The organism is Acinetobacter sp. GG23, assembly GCF_057766365.1.
The window spans coordinates 1-22,878 of the sequence record NZ_JBYMDJ010000005.1 but is presented as its reverse complement, the minus strand read 5'-3'; the positions used below and the strand labels follow the sequence as shown (position 1 = coordinate 22,878).

General features: G+C 43.2%; 18 protein-coding genes. 3 read left to right on the top strand and 15 right to left on the bottom strand.

All coding sequences use genetic code 11. From position 1 onward, the window contains the following. Positions 1–82: 82 nt before the first annotated feature. The 14 genes from AC3CAU_RS09705 to paaA form a co-directional block, all read right to left on the bottom strand. On the bottom strand, positions 83–1,111 hold the full coding sequence (locus AC3CAU_RS09705) for a methionine synthase (RefSeq protein ID WP_447054416.1): 1,029 nt from the start codon (positions 1,109–1,111) through the stop codon (positions 83–85). 60 nt (positions 1,112–1,171) lie between these two features. After that, on the bottom strand, positions 1,172–2,185 hold the full coding sequence (locus tag AC3CAU_RS09700; protein WP_447054415.1) for a DUF1852 domain-containing protein: 1,014 nt from the start codon (positions 2,183–2,185) through the stop codon (positions 1,172–1,174). Positions 2,186–2,921: 736 nt separating this feature from the next. Then, positions 2,922–3,521 carry a gamma carbonic anhydrase family protein gene (locus AC3CAU_RS09695; protein WP_447054414.1) on the bottom strand — a complete coding sequence of 200 codons (600 nt, stop codon included), beginning with the start codon at positions 3,519–3,521 and terminating at the stop codon, positions 2,922–2,924. Between the two features lie 44 nt (positions 3,522–3,565). Further along, positions 3,566–4,507, bottom strand: coding sequence for a phenylacetic acid degradation operon negative regulatory protein PaaX (gene paaX / locus AC3CAU_RS09690; protein ID WP_447054413.1), 942 nt, complete (start codon positions 4,505–4,507; stop codon positions 3,566–3,568). A 63-nt stretch (positions 4,508–4,570) separates the two neighbouring features. After that, a complete protein-coding gene (gene paaK, locus AC3CAU_RS09685) occupies positions 4,571–5,860 on the bottom strand; it encodes a phenylacetate--CoA ligase PaaK (RefSeq protein WP_447054412.1) in 1,290 nt (429 codons plus the stop codon). A gap of 60 nt (positions 5,861–5,920) precedes the next feature. Next, positions 5,921–7,132, bottom strand: coding sequence for a 3-oxoadipyl-CoA thiolase (gene pcaF / locus AC3CAU_RS09680; RefSeq protein WP_447054411.1), 1,212 nt, complete (start codon positions 7,130–7,132; stop codon positions 5,921–5,923). Positions 7,133–7,143: 11 nt separating this feature from the next. Further along, entirely contained in the window at positions 7,144–8,697 is a 1,554-nt protein-coding gene (locus AC3CAU_RS09675; protein ID WP_447054410.1) for a 3-hydroxyacyl-CoA dehydrogenase, read from the bottom strand. A gap of 3 nt (positions 8,698–8,700) precedes the next feature. After that, positions 8,701–9,492: a 2-(1,2-epoxy-1,2-dihydrophenyl)acetyl-CoA isomerase PaaG gene (gene paaG, locus AC3CAU_RS09670; protein WP_447054409.1), complete on the bottom strand. Its 792-nt coding sequence runs from the start codon at positions 9,490–9,492 to the stop codon at positions 8,701–8,703. Next, entirely contained in the window at positions 9,492–10,262 is a 771-nt protein-coding gene (locus AC3CAU_RS09665) for an enoyl-CoA hydratase-related protein (RefSeq protein WP_447054408.1), read from the bottom strand. Before AC3CAU_RS09665 ends, paaG begins: the two co-directional genes overlap by 1 nt. A 38-nt stretch (positions 10,263–10,300) precedes the next feature. Next, on the bottom strand, positions 10,301–11,359 hold the full coding sequence (gene paaE / locus AC3CAU_RS09660) for a 1,2-phenylacetyl-CoA epoxidase subunit PaaE (RefSeq protein WP_447054407.1): 1,059 nt from the start codon (positions 11,357–11,359) through the stop codon (positions 10,301–10,303). 75 nt (positions 11,360–11,434) lie between these two features. Next, positions 11,435–11,935: a 1,2-phenylacetyl-CoA epoxidase subunit PaaD gene (gene paaD / locus AC3CAU_RS09655; RefSeq protein WP_131269247.1), complete on the bottom strand. Its 501-nt coding sequence runs from the start codon at positions 11,933–11,935 to the stop codon at positions 11,435–11,437. A 28-nt stretch (positions 11,936–11,963) separates the two neighbouring features. Further along, positions 11,964–12,719, bottom strand: coding sequence for a 1,2-phenylacetyl-CoA epoxidase subunit PaaC (paaC, locus tag AC3CAU_RS09650; RefSeq protein ID WP_131217837.1), 756 nt, complete (start codon positions 12,717–12,719; stop codon positions 11,964–11,966). A 17-nt stretch (positions 12,720–12,736) separates the two neighbouring features. Continuing rightward, positions 12,737–13,027: a 1,2-phenylacetyl-CoA epoxidase subunit PaaB gene (paaB, locus tag AC3CAU_RS09645; RefSeq protein ID WP_131217838.1), complete on the bottom strand. Its 291-nt coding sequence runs from the start codon at positions 13,025–13,027 to the stop codon at positions 12,737–12,739. A 31-nt stretch (positions 13,028–13,058) separates the two neighbouring features. Then, positions 13,059–14,003, bottom strand: coding sequence for a 1,2-phenylacetyl-CoA epoxidase subunit PaaA (paaA, locus tag AC3CAU_RS09640; RefSeq protein ID WP_447054406.1), 945 nt, complete (start codon positions 14,001–14,003; stop codon positions 13,059–13,061). Between the two features lie 261 nt (positions 14,004–14,264). On the opposite strand from paaA, the gene paaZ reads away from it, so the two are divergent. Further along, positions 14,265–16,379, top strand: a complete 2,115-nt coding sequence (gene paaZ, locus AC3CAU_RS09635; RefSeq protein ID WP_447054405.1) for a phenylacetic acid degradation bifunctional protein PaaZ — start codon at positions 14,265–14,267, stop codon at positions 16,377–16,379. 187 nt (positions 16,380–16,566) lie between these two features. Beyond that, the gene (locus AC3CAU_RS09630) at positions 16,567–18,006 is read left to right on the top strand and encodes a spinster family MFS transporter (RefSeq protein WP_447054404.1); all 1,440 of its coding nucleotides are present in this window, start codon (positions 16,567–16,569) and stop codon (positions 18,004–18,006) included. A gap of 849 nt (positions 18,007–18,855) precedes the next feature. Here AC3CAU_RS09630 and AC3CAU_RS09625 read toward each other — a convergent pair. Beyond that, complete coding sequence (locus AC3CAU_RS09625) at positions 18,856–19,320, bottom strand: MarR family winged helix-turn-helix transcriptional regulator (protein ID WP_131217842.1); 465 nt, start codon at positions 19,318–19,320, stop codon at positions 18,856–18,858. Positions 19,321–22,176: 2,856 nt separating this feature from the next. Here AC3CAU_RS09625 and AC3CAU_RS09620 point away from each other — a divergent pair. Further along, positions 22,177–22,878, top strand: a 702-nt coding sequence (locus AC3CAU_RS09620; RefSeq protein ID WP_488368479.1) for a KGG domain-containing protein, incomplete at its 3' end; no start/stop codon positions are given.

The following is a 22,878-nucleotide window of genomic DNA, read 5'->3' as shown; positions in this document are numbered from 1 at the left end:
TAAGGCTACTGACTGGTTTAGCCAGATTTATCTGATCAAACCAGCAGAAGTAACCCTTCATAGATCTTGATATCAATAAATATTAGGCAGTAAGTTCTTTACGGACGATTTCCGCACCCGCACTTAAAGCATTCAGCTTACCGCGTGCCACTTCACGAGATAAAGGCGCCATCCCGCAGTTGGTTGATGGATAAAGCTTGTCGGCATCGACAAATTGCAGTGCTTTACGTAACGTATTTGCAACCTCTTCCGGTGTTTCAATGCTATTGCTTGCCACATCAATGGCACCGACCATCACTTTTTTACCGCGAATCAATTCAATCAGATCCATCGGAACATGGGAGTTATGACATTCCAGTGAGATAATATCAATTTTGGATTGTTGCAGCTTAGGAAACGCCTCTTCGTATTGACGCCACTCAGAGCCCAAAGTCTTTTTCCAATCAGTATTGGCTTTAATGCCGTAACCATAGCAAATATGTACCGCAGTTTCACATTTCAGACCTTCAAGGGCACGCTCTAAAGTGGCAACACCCCAGTCATTCACTTCATCAAAGAACACGTTGAATGCTGGCTCATCAAATTGAATAATATCCACGCCCGCAGCTTCGAGTTCACGGGCTTCCTGATTCAGAATTTTGGCAAACTCCCAGGCCAGTTTTTCACGGCTTTTATAATGACCATCATATAAGGTATCAATCATGGTCATTGGACCAGGCAACGCCCACTTAATCGGTTGATCGGTTTGGCTGCGTAAAAACTTGGCATCTTCCACAAATACAGGTTTTTGGCGAGATACCGCACCCACCACTGACGGCACACTGGCATCATAACGGTCACGAATTTTAACTATTTCGCGTTTCTCGAAATCAACCCCATCAAGGTGTTCAATAAATGTGGTCACAAAATGCTGACGGGTTTGTTCGCCATCACTGACAATATCAATCCCTGCATGCACTTGTTCCTGCAATGACAAACGTAAAGCATCTTGTTTGGCTTCTAGCAATTCTTCGCCTTGCAATTTCCATGGTGACCAAAGCTTTTCTGGTTCTGCAAGCCAAGACGGTTTTGGTAAGCTGCCTGCTGTTGAGGTCGGTAATAATAATTTCATGATCAGTATCTTCTATATTTCGTTTAACTTATCTATTTCGCTGAATTAGGTCGCTCGTTTCTAAGCAGCGATGTTGTTCTTTAAAGCAGCATGGTTTTCAACGGTGTAACTTGCAGCCCATTGCTCAAGGATGTCTTGATAGGGTTTGATAAAGTTTTCTTCAGTCCACTTCCCTTGTTTTACCGCCAACTGGCCACGCTCTACTCGGTCATAATCAATCAGCGTGAGTGAATAATCCTGATAGTTCAAACTGGGTTGATAGACTTGCCCTGCAGCAGCATTGGCATTGTAAATTTCAGGCCGATAAATCTTTTGGAAGGTTTCCATAGTGCTAATGGCACTGATCAGTTCAAGATCGGTGTAATCGCGAGTCAGATCACCACTAAAGTAAAATGCCAAAGGCGCAACAGCATTTTCAGGCATGAAATAGCGCACCTGTAAACCCATTTTGTGGAAGTATTCATCGGTTAACGAATATTCATCCTGTTTGTACTCAGCACCCAATACAGGATGCACATTGACCGTACAATGATAGGTTTTCGTGGTTGAAACACTCAGGCAAATCACAGGTGCCTTATTAAAGTTGGCAGTGTATGCCTCTGTGTTCAATACATATTGGAACAACTTGCCATGCAAATCACCAAACTGCTCTGGCGTCGCTGATGCCAATTTCTTATTAAGATGTTCTGGCAGTACCACGCTAAAATCATAATCACGTACATAAGATGAGAAGCTGTTGCCGATCATGCCATCAATACGCTGATTAGTTTTGTGATCCACAATGGTGCTTTTCAACATTTCAATTACCGGAAAGGTATTGCCATCACCTGCAACATCCAGATCAAAAGAAATGATGTCGACTTCAATTGAATAACGATCTGCTGTCGGGTTATCCCAATGCGCCAAAGCGTTAAAACGGTTATTCATCATGTTTAAGGTTTTACGCAGGTTGTCTTGGCGCTGCTCGCCACGAGCCAAATTCGCAAAGTTAGTGGTCAGACGTGTACTGTCTGCAGGATGATAATTTTCATCAAAACGAATACGTTTAATAGAACATGCAATCTCTTTACTCATGATGATCCGCTACCCTAATTTCTGAGAGAAAATATAAATTTCTGAATGAGGAGATTTATACCCGAACGAACACATGAATAAAAATGATTTTATCTAACGCAAAGATGAGTAAAATTCATGTTAAGAATTTGTATTCTAATAGGGAGGAATGCAAGGCAGAAAAGCGGGTTACCCAACATCTGATTATATAAAGCAGTTAGGCCCGTATGAAATGGTTAAGAATAAAGAGTAGTTTTTGTTTTAAAAAAATATAAAAGTTATAAAAAACAATTATTAATAAAATATTGATCTTGAAATTCAATTAAAAGATGCTTTTATAAAAGTGATTTTAAGAGCATAAACTGAATTGAGTATTGGACTTGAAAATTTCTTTATAGGCTTTTTTATTTTGGTAGTTGAGCATGAGAGTCATGATTTTATAAAGCGGCTAAAATCATCAATGATGAATTTACCTCATCTCAGACTTAGAAAATATCAGCATATTCACCTTGTTTAATTTTATCCAAATCGCTTGATAGAAGGTTTAAATACAAATCCTAGAGTGATGTTGAATACATTTTAATCAATAAAACACTTTTCAAGTTAGAGCAAGCATAAGTATACAGTTTCGTTCTAATGAAGCTGGGTTCCAAATAAATCGATCCAATTAGGCAGGTCTTCTACCCAAGTTTTCAGTTAACTCGGGCAGCCTGAAAAAATATATCTGTTGAAATGTTGTTTTCGCTGTTCTTAAAAATCAACTGTTAGGCTTGATGACATGTTCCGCATCGAAATGTTGATAGGTGAGCCGATCTGCTGAATCTTCCGACAAGGGCAAAACCTCGTGCATGGAAGACAAACAGCGCTGTGTCAAGTGAATATATTGCTCGGTACCCTTGGTTTTCCAAGCAATTTCTTTAGCTTCCAAGCTACGGATCACCTTGGCTGGGCTACCGAAAGCCAGTGAGTTTTCAGGAATCCGGGCTTTGGCTTTGACCGTACTATTGGCACCAATAATGCTATTCTCCCCAATTTCAGCCTCATCCAGAATCACGCTGTTCATGCCCACCAGCACATTTTTGCGAATAATACAGCCATGTAAAATTGCGCCATGTCCAATATGACCATATTCTTCCACTAAGGTCACGCTGTCTGGGAAACCATGAATCGTACACGAATCTTGAACATTGGCATTTTTCTGAATACGAATCCCGCCAAAATCGGCTCTTAAGGCCGCGAAAGGACCGATATAAACCCCGGCCTCAATCACGACATCACCAATCAGCACCGCAGTCGGATGAACATAAGCTTGAGGACTGACAACAGGGATCACTCCATCTATGGCATAGCAAGGCATCGTTTTATTCCTTTAAAATCTAATTGCTGTAGTAACTGATTGCTTTAATAACTGATTTCTTGCTGACGCAAACCACCAAAGCGTTTATAGAACTGTGGATGTACAGGCGGCATGGAACCTTCTGAAGTCCGTGCAGTCTCCATGAAAAATTCTTCACCCGCAGCGACCACGGTTTGATACAAGTTACTGCTTAAGTTCCGGGCATTGATGGACAACCAGCTTGAAGGTAACAATTCAAATGGCAGGTTTGGATCTTTCAATAAAATGCGACGATATTGATGAATCAATAAAATCCGCAGTTGAAAGGCCTGTACCGGATCAAGTTCCTCTTCATTTTCGACTAAATGAAATAACTCTCTAAACACACCGATGAATTTTTCATAACGCTGATGCAACTCCTGAACCGGCCAATTCGTCTCTACCATGCGTTTCACGGTTGGATAAGATTCCTGCCATAACAGTAAGGTTTCTGCCTTAAACACCACCACCTGCTCTGTCATTTTTAAATTTAACAGCAGGTTTTGCAGTTTGTGGTGATCACAACCCGGATAGGCCATGACATTGGTGGCAATATTGGCAAAACCCAACCATTCCAATTCTTTTTTCAGGCTTACTTTATTTTCCAGTTCAACAGAACTCAATAAAACCAGATCCCATTTCTGATCCCATTCCTGATGGCTAAAACTGTAAATCTTTTGATCTGCCATAATAAAACGCTGGCGGCTGCTTTCAGTGACACGGTAGTAACTGGTTCGGCCAATTTTTTCCGAGACTAACCAGCCATTTTGCACCAGACGAAATACGGCGGTACGAACAGATCTCTCGTTAAAACCAAATACGTCCATTAACTGGATTAAACTGGCCAAACTGATGATGCCGCCGCGGTGAAAAATACAGTCACCAAAGATAGTCATGATCAATGAGGTGCCACTTAGGGCTTCATTGCGAATAAAGTCATCGATGATTTGTTTTAATTTCGGATTCATTTCGTTTAACTTTACCTTGTAGAAACTGGATGATAGACCATTTGGCTATCATCCAATAGTACTTCATGCAGACTTGCGGATATCAAAAACGCGCTGTGCCTTACCTTCAGAACGTGGCAGACTGCCTTCTGGCAGCACTTCCACACTCACCGTGATCCCAACCATGGTTTTAATCTGGCTCTTCAGCTGAGTTGCCAGCTGGTGCGCCATAATATCACTACTATCTTTACGCATTTCGGTACGGATATGCAATGTATCCAGATGCCCTTGTTTACAAATCTGGATTTGGTAGTTAGGGATCAATTGCTGGATTTGTAAAATCTGCTCTTCAATCTGTGATGGGAAGACGTTGACCCCACGGATGATCATCATGTCATCGCTGCGGCCGACAATCTTGTCCATACGGCGCATGGTACGAGCCGTGCCTGGTAATAAACGGGTCAGATCGCGGGTACGGTAACGGATCACTGGCATGCCTTCTTTGGTAATGGTGGTAAAGACCAGCTCGCCCAACTCACCGTCTGCCAGCACTTCACCGGTTTCAGGATTGATAATTTCCGGATAGAAATGATCTTCCCAGATAGTCGGGCCATCTTTGGATTCCAGACATTCCATGGCTACGCCGGGCCCCATGACTTCTGACAGACCATAAATATCCAAGGCATTAATGCCGAGGCGATCTTCAATTTCCTTGCGCATCTCATTGGTCCAAGGCTCTGCACCAAATACACCGGTTTTAATCGAACTTTTGGCCGTACCAAATTTTTTCTCGAGTGCCTCAATAATATTCAGGCAGTAAGATGGGGTTACCATCAGTGCAGTCGGTTTGAAGTCATGAATTAACTGCGCCTGACGTTCAGTCTGTCCACCAGACATTGGAATCACAGTTGCGCCTAGACGTTCAACACCATAATGGGCACCTAAGCCGCCAGTAAACAATCCATAACCATAAGACACCTGAATAATATCTTTACTGCTTAAGCCGGCTGCTCGCAGAGAACGCGCCACCACATCTGACCAGGTGTTGATATCATTTTGGGTATAACCGACCACGGTCGGCTGACCAGTGGTACCAGAAGAGGCGTGCACACGTACGATCTGTTCTTGTGGAACTGCGAACATGCCAAACGGATAGTTATCGCGTAAATCCTGTTTGGTGGTAAATGGGAATTTAGCCAGGTCTTCCAGTGATTTGAAATCATCCGGATGCACACCAGCATCATCAAATTTCTTTTTATAAACCGGACTGTTCTGATATGCATGCTGTAGGGTCTTTTTGATACGCTGAAGCTGAACACTGCGTAACTCATCTACCGATACCGTTTCAATTTTTTCCATTGCATTGTTATTCATATTCTTACTCCTGACGTAGTCGTCCTGACCACGATTTATTTCATTAATTGAATGATGTTGTTAATCCATATTTTCTAGAATCAGTGCAACTCCCTGTCCTACACCCACACACATGGTACAGAGGGCATATTTTCCATTACGGCGTTTCAGTTCATGCATCGCCGTGATCACCAGACGGGTACCACTCATACCTAAAGGATGACCCAAAGCGATTGCACCGCCATTCGGGTTGATTCTCGAATCATCATCTTGTAGGCCAAGTTCACGAATCACTGCTAATGATTGCGCTGCGAATGCTTCATTCAGCTCAATCACATCCATCTGTTCCAGGCTGAGTCCAGTCTGCTTCAAGACTTTCTGTACCGCTGGCACCGGCCCAATACCCATATATTTGGCTTCAACCCCTGCGCTGGCCATCCCGATCACTTTGGCTTTCGGACGTAAACCATACTGCTCGGCAAATTGCTGATTCCCGAGTAATACGCAAGCCGCACCGTCATTGACACCGGAAGCATTGCCGGCGGTAACTGAACCGCCTTCTTTACGAAATGGGGTTTTTAAGGCGGTCAGATTGTCCAGCGTCGTCTCTGCACGCGGGTGCTCGTCTTGGGAAATGATCAGGGTGGTTTTCTTTGGACCTTTAACCTCTACCGGCAGAATTTCTTCGGCGAAAACTCCGTTCTGCTGTGCTACTGCAGTTTTCTGCTGACTGTGATAAGCAAACAGGTCCTGATCTTCACGGCTGATCTGATATTTTTCAGCGACGTTTTCAGCCGTTTCCGGCATGCTGTCGACGCCAAATTGTGCTTTAAATTTTGGGTTGATAAAACGCCAACCAATGGTGGTGTCATAAATTTCGGGAGTACGGCTAAATGCTGTGGTCGGTTTGGATTGTACAAAAGGCGCACGGCTCATGGATTCGACCCCACCCGCCAAAATAAATTGTGCTTCACCCGATTTGATGGCACGTGCTCCGAGTCCAATCGCATCCAGACCTGAGGCACATAAGCGGTTCACGGTGAGCGCTGGCACAGATTCAGGCAGTCCTGCGAGCAAAGCCGCCATACGCGCAACGTTACGGTTATCTTCACCGGCCTGATTGGCACAGCCTAGGATCACTTCATCCAGTTCAGCCCATGGCAATTCAGGATGCTGATCTTTCAGATACTGAATTGGGAGCGCTGCAAGATCATCGCTACGGACACTGCTGAGTCCACCGGCATAGCGTCCGATCGGAGTACGAATTCCATCAAAAATATAAACCTGTTCCATGATTCTTCCTTTTAGCCAGCGACGCGTAATGGTTGCTGCTGAGTTTTCTGTGCATGTCCCTGCACTGCTTTCTTTGCTAAATATATACTAGTTCTATAGCGATCTTCACCATAAACATGATACATATTTTCTAAAATTTGTAAAATTGTGTAATATCCAATTCTATCTGCCCATTCAAATGGGCCACAAGGATAATTCACCCCATATTTCATAGCAGAATCAATATCTTGTTCTGACGCAATATCATGCAATACGGCTTCACACGCTTCATTCACCAGCATGGCGATACTACGTATAACATAAAGACCCGGATGATCCTTAGACCAAATTGGTATCACATTCATACCTATGAGGAATAGCTCAGCCGCTTGGCGCTGTTCTGCACTACAAGCCGGGGAAGCCACCACCGGAATCGCTTGGGCATTGGCCCAATCTGCATGCCAGTCCATCAACACCACGGGGTCATGCGGATAAGCCAGTTCAACCGACTCACCGAGCGATAATCGCAGGGAAAGATCACCAATCAGGATTTCATTCTGTTCTGCCGCCTGAAAACTCAGTTCCACATGAGATGCCTGTTTTAAACGTTCAATCAGTGCTGCTGAATGCAGCCATTCACCTTTTACCGTGACTTTGAGCTTATTCAGCGACTTGGCATAACTGACAGGCAATTCATACGCGGGTGCAGGCTTGGACTGCGTATAATCATAAAAACCCTGACCGGACTTGCGACCATAACAGCCAGCATCAACCAGTTCTTTTTGAATTAAAAACGGGCGGTAGCGCGGCTCATAGAAAAACTCCTGATAGACACTTTGCGTGACCGAAAAATTCACATCCTGTCCAATCAAGTCGGTGAGTTCACACGGTCCCATGGCAAAACGGCCACATTCGCGCATGATGTAATCGAGCTGTTCCGGGGTGGTGGCATTTTCCTGCAAGGCACGAAAGGCTTCGGCATAATAAGGTCGCGCGACACGATTGACGATAAAACCGGGCGTCGATTTGGCCCGTACCGGCACCTTGTTCCAGTCCTTCATCAGATCAAATACTGCATCGGCAAGGACTGCTGAGGTTTTCAGTCCGCGGATAATTTCGACCAGCTTCATCACTGGTGCCGGATTAAAAAAATGCAGCCCAATCACCCGTTCCGGATGCGGAATAGCCGAGGCAATTGCGGTAATGGAAATCGAGGAAGTATTGGACGCAAAAATCGTCTGTTCCGGGCAAATGGCAGCAAGCTGTTGAAACAGGTTTTGCTTCACTTCTTTCTTTTCGACAATGGCTTCAATAATTAGGCCTGCATCGGCAAGCTGCTGAATATCCTCTGCCACGATCAGATTAGCGAAGGTACTCTCCAGCAATTGCTGGGTCATTTTGCCATTCTGTACACGCTTGCTGAGCTGTGCCTCTAAGTCAGTTAAGGCAGACTGAACTTTGCTGCGATCGAGATCAAACACATAGGTCGGATGTCCATACATGGCGGCCAGTTGTGCAATGCCAATCCCCATAGTCCCCGCACCGACCACAGCAACTTTGACGTGTTCCAAATTGATCTGTTGCATGATTTAGCATCCTTTATATTCAGGGGTACGCTTCTGCATAAAGGCTTGTACACCTTCTTTATAATCGCTTGAACGTCCAGCCAGACGTTGCAGGTCACGCTCCAGAGTGAGCTGCTGATCCAGATTATTGTCGGCTGCGGCATGAATAGCTTTTTTGATTAGTGACAGGCCATAAGTCGGTTGCTTGGCCAAATGCTCGGCCAGTTTTTCCGCTTCCACTTGCAGTTGCTCATCTTCAACCACTTGCCAGATCATGCCGAGTTGTGCTGCGCGCTCAGCCGGAATTTTATCGCCGAGCATCGCTAGGCCCATCGCCTGAGCACGCCCGACCAGACGCGGCAGGAACCAAGTACCGCCTGAATCTGGCACCAAGCCAAGACGGCAAAAGGCTTGAATAAATGAGGCTGATTTTGCTGCAATCACAATGTCACAGGCCAAGGCAATGTTGGCGCCTGCCCCTGCTGCCACACCATTCACCGCACAAATCACTGGTTTTGGTATTTCGGTAATCAGCTTGATCAAGGGATTGTAGTATTTTTCAATCGACAGGCCTAAGTCCGGTGCATCGGCATTCGGATCGACCACACGGTCATTCAGATCCTGACCGGCACAGAAACCACGGCCTTCAGCTGAAATCACCACGGCACGAATCTGGCTGTCTTTGGCCCACGCCTTGATGACCTTGGAGACTTCCTGATGCATGGTTTCATTAAAGCTGTTGAGCTGTTTTGGACGGTTAAAGGTCAGGTAGCCCACTGCATTTTTTTCTTCGACAATAATTGTTTGATAGTCCATTACACACCTCTAAATTCTGGTTTTCTTTTTTGTAAAAATGCATTGATGCCTTCCTGGCGATCTTGGGTCGCAGCCAGCCAGACAAAATGTTGACGCTCCAATTTCAGTCCCTGACTTAAAGTCACTTCATGAATCGACTTTAAAGATTGCTTGATGGCAAGAATGGCCAACGGTGCCTGCTTGGCAATTTTTTCTGCCAGTTCCAGTGCATATTGCACGGTCAGTCCTGCCGGACAGATCTGGCTGCTAATGCCATGTTGCAATGCGGTCTGGGCTGAAATCATTTCACCGGTCATGGCCCAGCGCATCGTCAATTGCTGACCAACCAGACGTGCCAGACGCTGGGTTCCACCGGCACCCGGCAGCATGCCTAAACCAATTTCAGGCAAGGCAAACTGGGCATTGTCGCCAGTTAAAATCATGTCACCATGTAGAGCCAGTTCAAACCCTGCACCAAAGGCATAACCATTCACGGCCATGATTACAGGCTTGGAAAATTCATCAATTTTTTTCCACAGCAGTGGCCGCTGATCCTGCTGGATGCTAACCACGTCTAACTGTGCCAGCTCATTTAAATCAGCACCGGCAGCAAAGCATTGCGTATTTCCGGTGATGACCACGGCTTTCACGGCAGCATCAGTTTCGAATTCCTGTAAACAGTCTGCAATACCTTGCAAGGTCGCATTGTTTAAGGCATTACGCTTTTCCGGGCGATTCAGTTCAATCAGAACTACGCTGGGTTTTGGTGAGCTGGTTTTAATATAGGTCATCCTTGAACTCCTGCTATGCTCAGCAACTGATTCCGTACTTATTCATCAAAACTCAGACGTACATTGGCTGTGGTTGGACGTGCCTGACAACTGAGCACATAGCCTTTCTGAATTTCATCTTCTTCCAGACTGTAGTTGACTGCCATTTCGACCTCGCCTTCCAGCACCTTACATTTACAGGTGGCACAGACGCCGCCCTTACAGGCATATGGCAGGTCGGCTCCGGCACGAAGTGCAGCATCTAAAATGCTGTCATCCTGTTTGGAGACTTCCACAATCAACTCGCGGCCATCAAGAATGATATTGACGCGTTCCTCACTGCGGCTTTCCATCTGCCGTGTGGTTGCTTTCGGTGCAGTCCCGGTATTGAAACGTTCAGTGTGAATTTTGCTGCGCTGAATGCCCCAAGTCGGTAATACCGTTTCGACCGCCGTCATCATTTCTTCAGGACCACAAGCAAAACAATGATCGGTGTCTGCTGAGATCAGATTGGCCTGAAACAACTGCTGCAATTTGTCCGCGTCAATCCGACCATTAAAGATCTCGCTGTCATTCAGTTCACGTGAAAAAATATTCACCAGTTGCAGACGTTCCTTAAAACGGTCTTTCAGGTCCATGATCTGTTCAGAAAACATGGTCTGTTTCCAGGAACGGTTACCATACACCAGGGTAAATGTGGCTTCTGCTTGACGGTTCAGCACCGACTTTACAATCGATAAAATTGGGGTAATGCCACTGCCTGCTGCAAACCCTAGATAATTCTGGCCACCGGCCTTGGCTGCTTTCTGAAAGAACACGCCTTGCGGTGGCATCACTTCTAAAACATCGCCTGCTTTCAAATGATCATTGGCCCAAGTCGAGAACTGACCCTGATCAATTTTTTTAATCGCAATACTCATATCTTCCTGAGTATCACTGCAGATTGAGTAACAGCGGCGCAGCTCGCCGTCATCGCTTAAATGGCGGATGGTGAGATGCTGACCTGGCTGATATTGGAAAGCATCCAACTGCTCAGGTGCGAGATCAAAGGCAATGCAGATCGCCTGCTCGGTTTGTGGCTGAATCGATTTAATGGTTAATGGTATAAATTGGCTCATGGCAAAATCCTTCTTTTAGGTGGCGGTGTTCAGGCTTGTTATTGGTTTACCCTGCCCACCGCGCAATCGTTACAATTAAATACATTTGAAATAGTCAAAAGTTTCTAAGCAGTCCCGACATTGATATAAAGCTTTACAGGCGGTCGAACCAAATTCACTTAATAATTTGCTGTTATTACTTAAGCACTGTGGACAGGTAATGCCATCTGTTAAAGCGACATGCGTGCCGCAGCTATGTGACTGGCCTTGCGGCGGGGCAATACCATACTGCTGTAATTTGTGTTTGCCCGATTCACTCATCCAGTCCGTGGTCCAAGCTTCAGACAGATCGACAATCACTTTGACTGGCGTCAAACCGTTCGCCTCGAAAGCCTGGGTAATTTCTGCTTTTAATAAATCCGTGGCCGGACAGCCGCTATAGGTCGGCGTGAGTCGCACCACAATTTCATCCTGCTGATTCAGCTCGACGCCACGAATCATGCCCAGATCAATCACTGACAATACCGGAATCTCTGGATCAGAAACCTGCTGCAAAACGTCCCAACATTGATCTTCTACGTGTCGAATCAGATTCATGCGACTCACTCCCTGTGATTGTGCCAAATTACCAGTTCATGTTTGGATATGAGCGCTGCATGTATTGCAGTTCAGCCAAAACAAAACCGAGATGTTCTGTATGTAAGCCCTGTTTAGCCCCACTACGATAAGCGCCGAGCTCTGGCAGGCTTAATTTAAATCGAGCTAACTCGGCTGTAATCTTCTCCAGCCACTGAGTTTTTAAATTTTCAATATCTGGAATCACACCGCTATCGACCAGCTGTTTTTCATCAGCCGTCAATACAAAAAGCTCTTCTGTAAAACGCCATAACTGGTTTAAACCTTGCTGGGTTTTTTCATGCGCTTCTGCTGTACCTAGACTTAGGCGTTCCATCCAAGTGGTGGAAAAACGCTGGTGATATTTCACTTCTTTGAGTGACTTCACTGCAAAAGCCGCCAACTCAGCATGCTGACTTTCAGTTAAAGCACTAAACAATAAAGCGTGATAATGATCCATCAACCACTGGCGTACCAAGGTCTGGGCAAAATCACCATTTGGTTGTTCGCACAGCAGCAAATTACGGTATTCACGCTCAGTACGGAAATAAGCCAGCTTGTCTTCATCACGGCCCAACCCTTCCACTTCACCGGCCAGACTGAGTGCAGTACGTGCCTGACCGAGCAAATCCAGTCCGATATTGGCTAAGGCAATATCCAGCTCCAGTTCAGGTGCATGACCACACCACTCTGCCAAACGATGTGACAGGATCAGTTGACTGTCACCCACATGTAAAAGAAATTCTGCCAATACTTGATTTGTCATAATTTTCACCTTTCCCTTTACATGTGCTCGATGCCAGACGGAATGTTATAAAAGGTCGGATGGCGATAAACCTTGTCCAAAGCCGGTTCAAAAAATTCTGCTTTTTCATCTGGCTGGGAAGAGGTAATCAATTCAGATTTCACCACCCAGATACTGATGCCTTCATTGCGGCGGGTATACACATCGCGGGCATTTTGCAGTGCGACTTCCTCATCCGGTGCACGCAGGCTGCCAACATGACGGTGACTCAGGCCCTGTTTACTACGCACAAACACTTCATAAAGTGACCAGTTGTTTTTGTTATTCATGAGCAAAATTCCCTATATTGATCAAACTGTTTTAAGCAACTTTTTGTGCTGCTGACTGTTGCTGCCGTTTTTGCGCATAGACTGCTGCTGAATCACGTACCCACTTGCCGCCTTCCCAAGCTTTGCGGCGTGCTTCAATACGCTCATGGTTACACGGTCCCTTGCCTGCAAGAATCGCGAAGAACTCATCCCAATTGATTTCACCAAATTCATAATGTCCGGTTGCTTCATTGAGTTTGAGGTCTGGATCCGGAACGGTTAAACCCAGCTGCAACACTTGCGACACAGTGTTATCGACAAATTTCTGACGTAGCTCATCGTTGCTGAATAATTTAACTTTCCACTGCATACTTTGTGCACTGTTCGGTGAATTATCATCACTTGGACCAAACATCATCAGTGCTGGCCACCAGAAACGGTTCACGGCATCCTGTGCCAATTGCTTTTGTTCCGGCGTACCATTGGCCAATTCCATCATGGCTTCAAAGCCCTGACGCTGATGGAAGCTCTCTTCCTTACAGACGCGCACCATGGCGCGGGCATAAGGACCGTAAGACGTACGGCAAAGCGCGACCTGGTTGACAATCGCTGCACCATCCACCAGCCAGCCAATCGCGGCAACATCGGCCCAGCTCAGGGTGGGATAGTTAAAAATGGATGAATATTTCATGCGACCGGCAATCAGTTTATCCATCATGTCGTCACGATCTGCCCCTAAGGTTTCTGCAGCACTGTACAGATACAAAGCATGACCGGCTTCATCCTGGACTTTTGCCATCAGCACGGCTTTACGTTTCAAGGTCGGAGCACGGGTAATCCAGTTGCCTTCTGGCAACATGCCCACCACTTCAGAGTGTGCATGCTGACCAATCTGACGAATTAAAGTTTTACGATAAGCCTCCGGCATCCAGTCCTTTGGCTCGATGGAAATATCCTTTTCAATCTTTTGATCAAAGATTTGTTGTTGATTATTCATTGTTCCCTCACTTATCCCAAGTGTTGATACATTCAAATTAAAACGATACACAATTAAAATCAATATATATTTATTAGTATCATTTATTTTTTTAAGCATATTTTTAATAAGATTATGTTTTTTATATAAATATATTTTTTATTTTATTTTTAATCATTTTTAAATACACATTTATGATTGACATTTCAGCTTTTTAATCACAAATTATGAAACATCAAAATTAAAATACTTTTTGAAACGTATCATAAATGGAGTTTTATAATGTTAGAGTTAGATAGCAGCTCAAGCGCAATGGATTATCAAGATACTGAGTCACAGAATAATCCTATTTCCATCAAAAGCTTAAGCTCACTGATTTATGGTCAGGAATACACAGCTCCAGCCGATTTACGTACGGTGTATCATGCCATTAGCGGTGATGCGGTTTATCAGGTGGGCAGTCAGGGCATCGATACCCAAGCCGTAGTGAAGTATGCCAAACAAAAAGGCTCCACTATTGCCACATGGACTTTCCATCAACGTGCCAATGCACTGAAGCAAGTGGCACAGTATTTGATGGAGCGCAAAGAAGAGTTTTACCAGCTTGCTAAGGCGACCGGCTGCACCCGTAAAGATGCCTGGATTGATATTGAAGGCGGGATTGGGACTTTATATGCCTATTCGAGTTTAGTACGCCGCGAACTCAGTGATGAAACCGCATGGGTTGAAGATGCGTGGATTCCACTGTCCAAGCAAGGAAGCTTTGGCGCCAAACATATTCTGAGCCCTAAAGCTGGTGTCGCAGTCCATATCAATGCCTTTAACTTTCCAATCTGGGGCATGCTGGAAAAAATCGCACCTACGCTACTGGCCGGTGTACCTTGTATTGTCAAACCGGCAACGGAAGGTGCTGAACTGACCCACGCCGTGGTCAAAGCGATTCATGAAAGCGGTTTCTTGCCAGAAGGTACACTGCAGCTTATTTGCGGTCAGATTTATGATCTATTTGATCATTTAACCCCCCAAGATACGGTGACCTTTACCGGTTCTGCTTCAACCGGGCAAAAGCTGCGTTCGCATCCACACTTAAATGCCTACTCGATTCCATTCACCATGGAAGCGGATTCAGTTAACAGCGCGATTTTGACAGCGCAAGCCAATGATGAAACGATTGATTTGTTTGTCCGTGAAGTTTTCCGTGAAATGACCACCAAAGCCGGACAGAAATGTACTGCCATTCGTCGTGCCTTTGTTCCAGCCGAGCTGCTGGATACAGTGCAAAGTCGTCTGATTGAAAAACTGAAAAAAGTTGTCGTGGGTGATCCTGCTCAAGAAGGCGTGAGTATGGGGGCTTTGGCCAGCGTAAAGCAGAAACACGATGTCGCGGCAAAAGTTGAACAGCTGAGCCAAGATGCAGAAATTGTGTTCGGTAGCCATTTACGTCAGGATTTCACGATCGACGTGGAAAATCCTAAAAAGTCAGCCTGCTATCCGCCTACGGTTTTAGTTTGCACAGCGCCAGAAAAAGCACAGCATATTCACAAGGTAGAAGCCTTTGGTCCGGTGGTAACTTTAATGCCGTATCATGATCTGGCCCAGCTTGCCGATTTGGTGGCACGTGGCGAAGGCAGCTTGGTGGCATCCATCGTACGCAATACCGATGAAAATATTGAACAACTGCTCAGCAAAATTGCGCCATGGCATGGCCGTGTACATATTCTGGATGCGGAAAGTGCCAAAGAAAGTACCGGACATGGTTCTCCATTACCATTACTGGTACATGGCGGGCCAGGCCGTGCCGGTGGCGGTGAGGAGCTGGGCGGTTTGCGTGCAGTCAAACATTATATGCAACGTACTGCGATTCAAAGCTCGCCAAATGCCATGACCCAAGTTGGCCATAGCTGGACTGCCGGTGCTCAAGTCTTTGAAGACCGCGTGCATCCTTTTAAAAAATCATTTGATGAATTGCGTATTGGTGAACGTTTGCTGACTGCGCGACGTACCGTGACGGAAGCTGATCTGGTCAACTTTGGCTGCCTGAGTGGCGACTTCTTCTATGCGCATATGGACAAGATTGCTGCTGCGGATTCCCTGTTTGGCGAGCGTGTGGCACATGGTTATTTTGTCGTGTCTGCCGCAGCAGGTTTATTCGTTGATGCCGCTCCAGGCCCGGTCATTGCCAACTATGGCATGGACAACTTGCGCTTTGTAGAGCCAGTGAAAATTGGCGATACTCTTCAGGTCGAACTCACCTGCAAGCAAAAAACCCCTAAATTGCTACGCGATCCTGCACAAAAGCCACATGGAGTGGTGGTCTGGGATATTAAAGTCAAAAATCAGCGCAATGAACTGGTCGCAACTTATGATATTTTGACCCTAGTTGAACGTGAAGTCTAAACTTTAAATTAGCTAAAAAGGAATCATTATGATTCCTTTTTTTTATTATAAAAATTTATTTGTATCCTTTTATGGAAATTGATTGACGCAAATAAAATTAAACTCTAGATTAGATAATACGATACATAATAAAAATAATATCTAAACTAAAAGTATCAAAAATTTAACAATCAGAACAGGATGTTGCATGATGAATGAAAAATCGCTGGAAATAGACATGGTTGAACGGACGCTTCAACCCGAAAATCAAAGTTTTGAGCCTAGCTCTGTAGAAACAGGATCGCCTGTTTCTGAACAGACTCCGCCGTCCAAAGAAAGCACGACCTATCAGTGGTATGTGGTGGTCATTTGTATGGTGGCTTACATACTGTCATTTGTAGACCGTCAAATTTTATCTTTAATGATTGAGCCGATTAAAGCCGATTTAATGATCAGCGACACTCAGTTTAGCTTGTTGCAAGGACTCGCTTTCTCGTTGTTCTATGCCATTATGGGCCTTCCGATTGCCGCGCTAGCTGATCGAAAGTCGCGAATTAAAATTATTGCAACAGGTATTGCTTTCTGGAGTCTGGCAACTGCAGCCTGTGGTCTAAGTAAAAACTTCATTCAAATGTTTTTGGCACGTTTGAGTGTGGGGGCAGGCGAAGCTGCACTCTCACCGGCATTTTATTCGATTGTCGCCGATTTATTTCCTAAAGAAAAATTAGGCCGTGCACTCGGTGTATATGCGATTGGTGCCTTTATTGGTTCAGGTTTGGCTTTCCTGATTGGCGGCTATGTGATTGGGCTGTTAAAAGACATCAGTTTCGTAGCTTTACCAGTGATTGGTGAAGTAAAGACCTGGCAACTCACCTTTATGATTGTGGGCTTACCCGGTGTATTGCTTGCGCTCCTCATGGTTCTGACGGTGCGTGAACCGGCACGTAAAGGAATGAAAGTCGGTCAAGATGGTAAAGTCATGAAAGCCTCTTTCAAGAACTCGATTGGCTTTATTAAGACGCATAAGAAGACTTTCTTCTGTCATTTTATTGGTTTTTCTTTTTATACCATGATGTTGTATTCACTTCTGGGTTGGGCACCTGCTTATTACATGCGTAACTTCGGCCTTGATGCAAGCCAGACCGGTTATATATTAGGGAGCATCATTTTAGTGGCCAATACCTCTGGTGCCTTATTCTGTGGCTGGCTGATCGACTTCTTCTCTAAACGTGGATACAGTGATGCTGCTATCCGTGCCGGTGCAATCGGCTGTGCAGCCTTAATTGTTCCAAGTGTATTGTTTACTCAGGTCGACAACATGTATTTGTCATTTGCACTGATATCTGTGGCTATGTTCTTCTCAACCTTCCCGATTCCTGCATCTGCAGCCGCAACTCAAATGCTGACCCCAAACCAACTACGTGCACAAGTTTCTGCCAAATTCCTGCTTATCTCAAATATGATTGCCCTTGGGGTAGGAACCACTGCTGTTGCTTTAATCACCGATAAATACTTCCAAAACACCGTAATGGTAGGAAATTCCATTTCAATTGTGAATACAGTTGCCGGAATCATCGGCTCCTTTTTATTGTATAAGGGTTGTCAATATTACCGTGAGAGCATGAAAGTGGAGAAACTGGCTGAATAAGATGACCAATGATTGTCACTAAAACTTTCTTAGCTCTAATTTTAATGCTTTAAATATTAAAATTTTAGAATCTGTTGAGAATCAACAAGCGTTACTTCTCAACAGACCTGGAATCTGAGCTTGTTCAGAGGCGTGTAATCACTAAAAACCCCTATAACTCATCTAAATGCAGCAAATCTAACCGTACAATTCCAAACGCCTCTTCAGTATTCAGCTCTTATGCTATGCACATCAGACGTGGCACTTCAGTTTCCATGTCATACCACCCTTTACCCCCTTCTCTAACACCTTGACAGCTTTTTCCTGAGAAGTGTGGGCACCTACAGCAATCATTACATATCGAACTGCCACCACTCTCCTAGAAAAATATTGTTTATTCTTTTGCACAGAAGTGAACATTATGAGTGAATCATCTACCCTAAAATTTAAAGATGACGCTGTTAAATTGCTTCATGAACGTGGATAAATGGTATTCTGATGAGCTCAAGAGTGAAGCAGTAAAGTGAGTGTCTGAAAAAGGCATAGGATGACTGAAGCTGTTAAACAATGAGGTAAAACCATGCCTAATTTTAGGCTTGGATTGAGTATAATGATCCGACAATAGCCTACATTCATTGAATCTAATAATTCCATTGCAGAATTAGGGAAAGTTAAGAATATAAAGATACGAAGCGTGAATACTAGCTCCACGCTTTCTTAATGTGTATCTTTAAGATTAATTCTACGTCCCCCTAAAAATTCATTCGTTATGAATATGAGTACCTATTAAGATGCTTCCTTAAAGGGAATCTTGAATGGGAGCAAAATAAAAAATTAGCTTTCATAGGTGCTTTTTTAATTAGCCCTAAATTAATGAGCTAAATTTCTGAAAATAAGTTTAAGACTTTCTAACATTTTTTCCACCTGTAGGGGAGTTAAACCTTCAAAAGATTGATCTAAAACAATATAGCTGAGATCGTTAATTTTTTGCGCCATCTGTTGTCCTTTATCGGTTAAGACAACCCGTGTAATGCGAGCGTCATCTTCACAACAATAAGTATTGACTAATCCTTCATCTTTTAAACGGTAAACAATTTTTGTGGTAGTCGACATTTTACAAATCATCATTTCGGATAGCTCTGATACACTTGCCTGAGGTTTGACTTTTAAAGCTTGTAAAATACGCCGACGAGAATTATCTAAACCATATTTTTTTAATGCATGATCAATGTTCTGTACATATTGAGCATGGACTTGTGTAACCCAGTAATATGGGGAATGATCCAGATTAAAATCGGCTGCTGTAGAAAAAAACTTATTGAATTTTTTTGTCATGATTGAAAACCTTTAATTTATTGTTGTAATTGAAATTATTTTTTAGACTTCAAATTCTATTTGAAAAATACTGGTTTTAGCAATACATATTAAATTACTTTTATTGCTTATACTGATATTCAGTTTCTTGTACAATTGTTAGAAAAGCTACACATACTTTAAATCCTGTGTAACAAAATTTTAGTAAATAAAAAACCTGCCCTCTTGCCAGATTTTTTCGTATTGATTACCTTCGTATCCCCCTGTCTTACCTTATTGTCTTTGTGCATATCTATATTCTTATTATTAAGGACTTCCTGTTCTTCCAATCGTTATGATAGGAAATTACACTCGAAACATATAACCAGAAAGGGACGGGGTTTTGCTCAGTACATGCGCATAATACCGTCTAACTATCCACACTTTATCCACAGAAATTGGGGATAATTTTGATGCTGAAAGTATGATAAACATTAGGAAAAGCTTATTTTTGATTAATTATTGATCAATTTGATGAGAGTTTTATATTTTCGAACTTAAAAAAGTGAACGTAGTGCTAAGCTCATATTTTTCTTATTGTTTAAATTTTTTATTCTGTATTAACCTTATAATATTAAATAACTATTATAAGATTCTGCAAGAGAAATTATTTAACTTACATCTCAACATAAGCTTAAATCTTTATGAGTTCTACTACTGAAAGCTGTACCTTAAAATGACAAGGCATTCGCTAAGCAATACTTAAAGCAAATCTTCGATTTACACATGACATAAAAGCTTTATTCTAAAAACAATAATGTATTGATGGTGATTCGTCTTCATTTTGATGATTTATCAATTCAGAAAATATGTGATTATAGTCACACTAACTTACATTTTAGTGAAAAAATATCGAGTTTGAGTGGTGAGTATTTAATCAATAGGTGATTTAATCAGTCTAACAATAACAATAAATAAATATAAAGAAACAAGGGCAGCAGAAATTTAACTCTCTAATTTTTTGTTATAAAAACAAGTAAAAGAAAGAATTAGAGAGTTATTGTTTTCTTATCCAATTCATTAATCTTTACATCGTATAAATCATCAAGCATGAGCATAGAATCCAAATATTATTGAGCTCTTGTAGGCGGTATTAGAATAATTTTAGAAAATTTTAACACTGGAATTTTCTTGGCAATCTTCAATGAATAGTACCGTGTTTGTTAAATGCGTTTTTACTTGAGAGAATGTCCCGATGACAAAATCAAATTATACTCCAGAAATTAATAATAGCCGTGCACTTACTCGTTAAATCCGAAAAAGCCTACCTTTCAACTTGCGCAGTAACCACAGCTATAACTGCTAAAATTGGTTGTACTCCTGAAGTACTTCGTGCCTGATATATAAGCAATACATTACTCTAGATAGAGATTATCAAAATCCAGTCAAAGTACAGCTCATATCAAATCAGCAACGCATCAAGCAAATTGGGCATGAAATCAAAGAACTGCAACAGACGTATGAAATTCTTCTTAAGGCAGCTGCTTTCTTCGCCTAAGTGAGGCTCGACCACCCAAGTAATGGTAGATTTTATTCAAAACAACAAAGCGCTCTAGGATATTGAAGCCATCTTTAAAATCCTGCCGATTCCACCATCGACTTACTATCTTGGTATTAGAGCTTACAGATGAAGCATCGTTTCACAAGGCAACATCGATCAAAACGAGATTTAAATAATCAGTATTATGCTGAACCCATTAAACGGATTTAGCAGCAAGGTGCTGGTCGATACGATATTTGTAAAGTATGACAAGATATTGGCTAAGACAGGGCATGGCTTATACACAATGAGAATGATTGAGTATTTGAAATCAGAGTGGAGAGGTTTAGCTGATATTGAGCTTACTAGATTAAATCGTAAGGAGAGTGATTTAATAAAAACGGCTGCATAGTCTAAGTGAGGCAGGTATCACCCTTTCAGTTTGAAGCAACAGACCCCTTTCATAAATCAAAAAAAATAAATTTTGGTGATTATCTGTACCGCAAATATCGAAATAGAGGCAAAAGAATCACTTTAAGATTCAATGTAATTGCTGGAATCTACAACTTGGAGCTGAGCAAAAAATGATTTATGAAAGAGCTCGAATGTACTTAATAAGATAAATATATTAGGTCAGGCAGTGTAACTTCCATAAATTGTGTCCGACAAACCGGGTACGGCTCCCCCAGTATCACGCCCCCTTCTCTACAGAGTCTTGTGCAGTAGTTTCTTTTTTATTTTCTAGAACTACTGAATTCTCTATGTTTTCATTGGAGAAAATTGTAATGAGAGGGTAAAGAGCAAAAATTCTTACATGTAATACTGACAGGATGAAATAAATTTTGTCCCACAGTTATCCGCAGAAATTGGGGATAATTTTTGCTCTGTAAATAGCGAAAATACTGTAAAATGCGCTATTTTGGTTAAAAATTGATCAATCTAGTTGGTAAAATATTTCAGTTCTGGTTAACAAGCGACTTGTTTCAGAGAAAACTTTTTAAAATATTTTTGATCCTCTATAAAATTACTCAGCATTTAATATTGAAATGAATATAAAACTGTACTTCGTATATAAAACATACTGTCAAATGAAGAAGAAATTGGTAAAGATTTCACTAGAATATTTATAATTTTTTGCTTTAATTATACTTGAGTAAGTATACGGGACTTTAATGTTGCTTATAGTAAACAAAAATAACTTACAATTTATTAACTCACCGTTTTTCATATAAAAAATAAATCTTATTTTTACATTAATAAATTTCGATACACCTACCTGATTCCTTATTCAATTTATTTCTCTTAACTTGAACTGGCTATTTACCTTTTGCGAATAAAAATGAAAGGACGGTATAGATATGGCTACCCGAAATAATGAGAATGACACAGATACTTCAAATCGTGGATTTGCGAGTATGGATCCAGAAAGACAACGAGAAATAGCAAGTCAAGGTGGTAAAGCTGCGCATGAAAGTGGACATGCTCACGAGTTCACTTCAGAGGAAGCACGTGAAGCAGGTAGAGCTGCTCATCGAAGTGGCAACGCTCATGAGTTTACTTCAGAAGAAGCACGTGAAGCAGGTTCCCGCAGCCATATAAACGATAACAACTCCGGTGGCAGAGGCCGCAGCCGTGATGACGACGATGATGATCGCGGCGGCCGCTCCGGTGGCCGAGGTCGTAGCCGTGATGACGATGATGATGATCGTGGCAGCCGCTCCGGTGGCCGAGGTCGTAGCCGCGATGACGACGATGATGATCGTGGCAGCCGTTCCGGTGGCCGGGGTCGCAGCCGTGATGACGACGATGATGATCGTGGCAGCCGTTCCGGCGGCCGGGGTCGCAGCCGTGATGACGACGATGATGATCGCGGCAGCCGTTCCGGTGGCCGAGGTCGCAGCCGTGATGACGATGATGATGATCGTGGTAGCCGTTCCGGCGGTCGAAGTCGTAGCCGTGATGACGATGATGATGATCGTGGCAGCCGTTCCGGCGGTCGAGGTCATAGCCGTGATGACGATGATGATGATCGTGGCAGCCGTTCCGGTGGCCGGGGTCGC

What these genes read in the sequence shown, in the direction of transcription:
- AC3CAU_RS09705 (WP_447054416.1), bottom strand. Translation starts at nt 1,111, where the DNA reads ATGAAATTATTATTACCGACCTCAACAGCAGGCAGCTTACCAAAACCG.
- AC3CAU_RS09700 (WP_447054415.1), bottom strand. Translation starts at nt 2,185, where the DNA reads ATGAGTAAAGAGATTGCATGTTCTATTAAACGTATTCGTTTTGATGAA.
- AC3CAU_RS09695 (WP_447054414.1), bottom strand. Translation starts at nt 3,521, where the DNA reads ATGCCTTGCTATGCCATAGATGGAGTGATCCCTGTTGTCAGTCCTCAA.
- paaX (WP_447054413.1), bottom strand. Translation starts at nt 4,507, where the DNA reads ATGAATCCGAAATTAAAACAAATCATCGATGACTTTATTCGCAATGAA.
- paaK (WP_447054412.1), bottom strand. Translation starts at nt 5,860, where the DNA reads ATGAATAACAATGCAATGGAAAAAATTGAAACGGTATCGGTAGATGAG.
- pcaF (WP_447054411.1), bottom strand. Translation starts at nt 7,132, where the DNA reads ATGGAACAGGTTTATATTTTTGATGGAATTCGTACTCCGATCGGACGC.
- AC3CAU_RS09675 (WP_447054410.1), bottom strand. Translation starts at nt 8,697, where the DNA reads ATGCAACAGATCAATTTGGAACACGTCAAAGTTGCTGTGGTCGGTGCG.
- paaG (WP_447054409.1), bottom strand. Translation starts at nt 9,492, where the DNA reads ATGGACTATCAAACAATTATTGTCGAAGAAAAAAATGCAGTGGGCTAC.
- AC3CAU_RS09665 (WP_447054408.1), bottom strand. Translation starts at nt 10,262, where the DNA reads ATGACCTATATTAAAACCAGCTCACCAAAACCCAGCGTAGTTCTGATT.
- paaE (WP_447054407.1), bottom strand. Translation starts at nt 11,359, where the DNA reads ATGAGCCAATTTATACCATTAACCATTAAATCGATTCAGCCACAAACC.
- paaD (WP_131269247.1), bottom strand. Translation starts at nt 11,935, where the DNA reads ATGAATCTGATTCGACACGTAGAAGATCAATGTTGGGACGTTTTGCAG.
- paaC (WP_131217837.1), bottom strand. Translation starts at nt 12,719, where the DNA reads ATGACAAATCAAGTATTGGCAGAATTTCTTTTACATGTGGGTGACAGT.
- paaB (WP_131217838.1), bottom strand. Translation starts at nt 13,027, where the DNA reads ATGAATAACAAAAACAACTGGTCACTTTATGAAGTGTTTGTGCGTAGT.
- paaA (WP_447054406.1), bottom strand. Translation starts at nt 14,003, where the DNA reads ATGAATAATCAACAACAAATCTTTGATCAAAAGATTGAAAAGGATATT.
- paaZ (WP_447054405.1), top strand. Translation starts at nt 14,265, where the DNA reads ATGTTAGAGTTAGATAGCAGCTCAAGCGCAATGGATTATCAAGATACT.
- AC3CAU_RS09630 (WP_447054404.1), top strand. Translation starts at nt 16,567, where the DNA reads ATGATGAATGAAAAATCGCTGGAAATAGACATGGTTGAACGGACGCTT.
- AC3CAU_RS09625 (WP_131217842.1), bottom strand. Translation starts at nt 19,320, where the DNA reads ATGACAAAAAAATTCAATAAGTTTTTTTCTACAGCAGCCGATTTTAAT.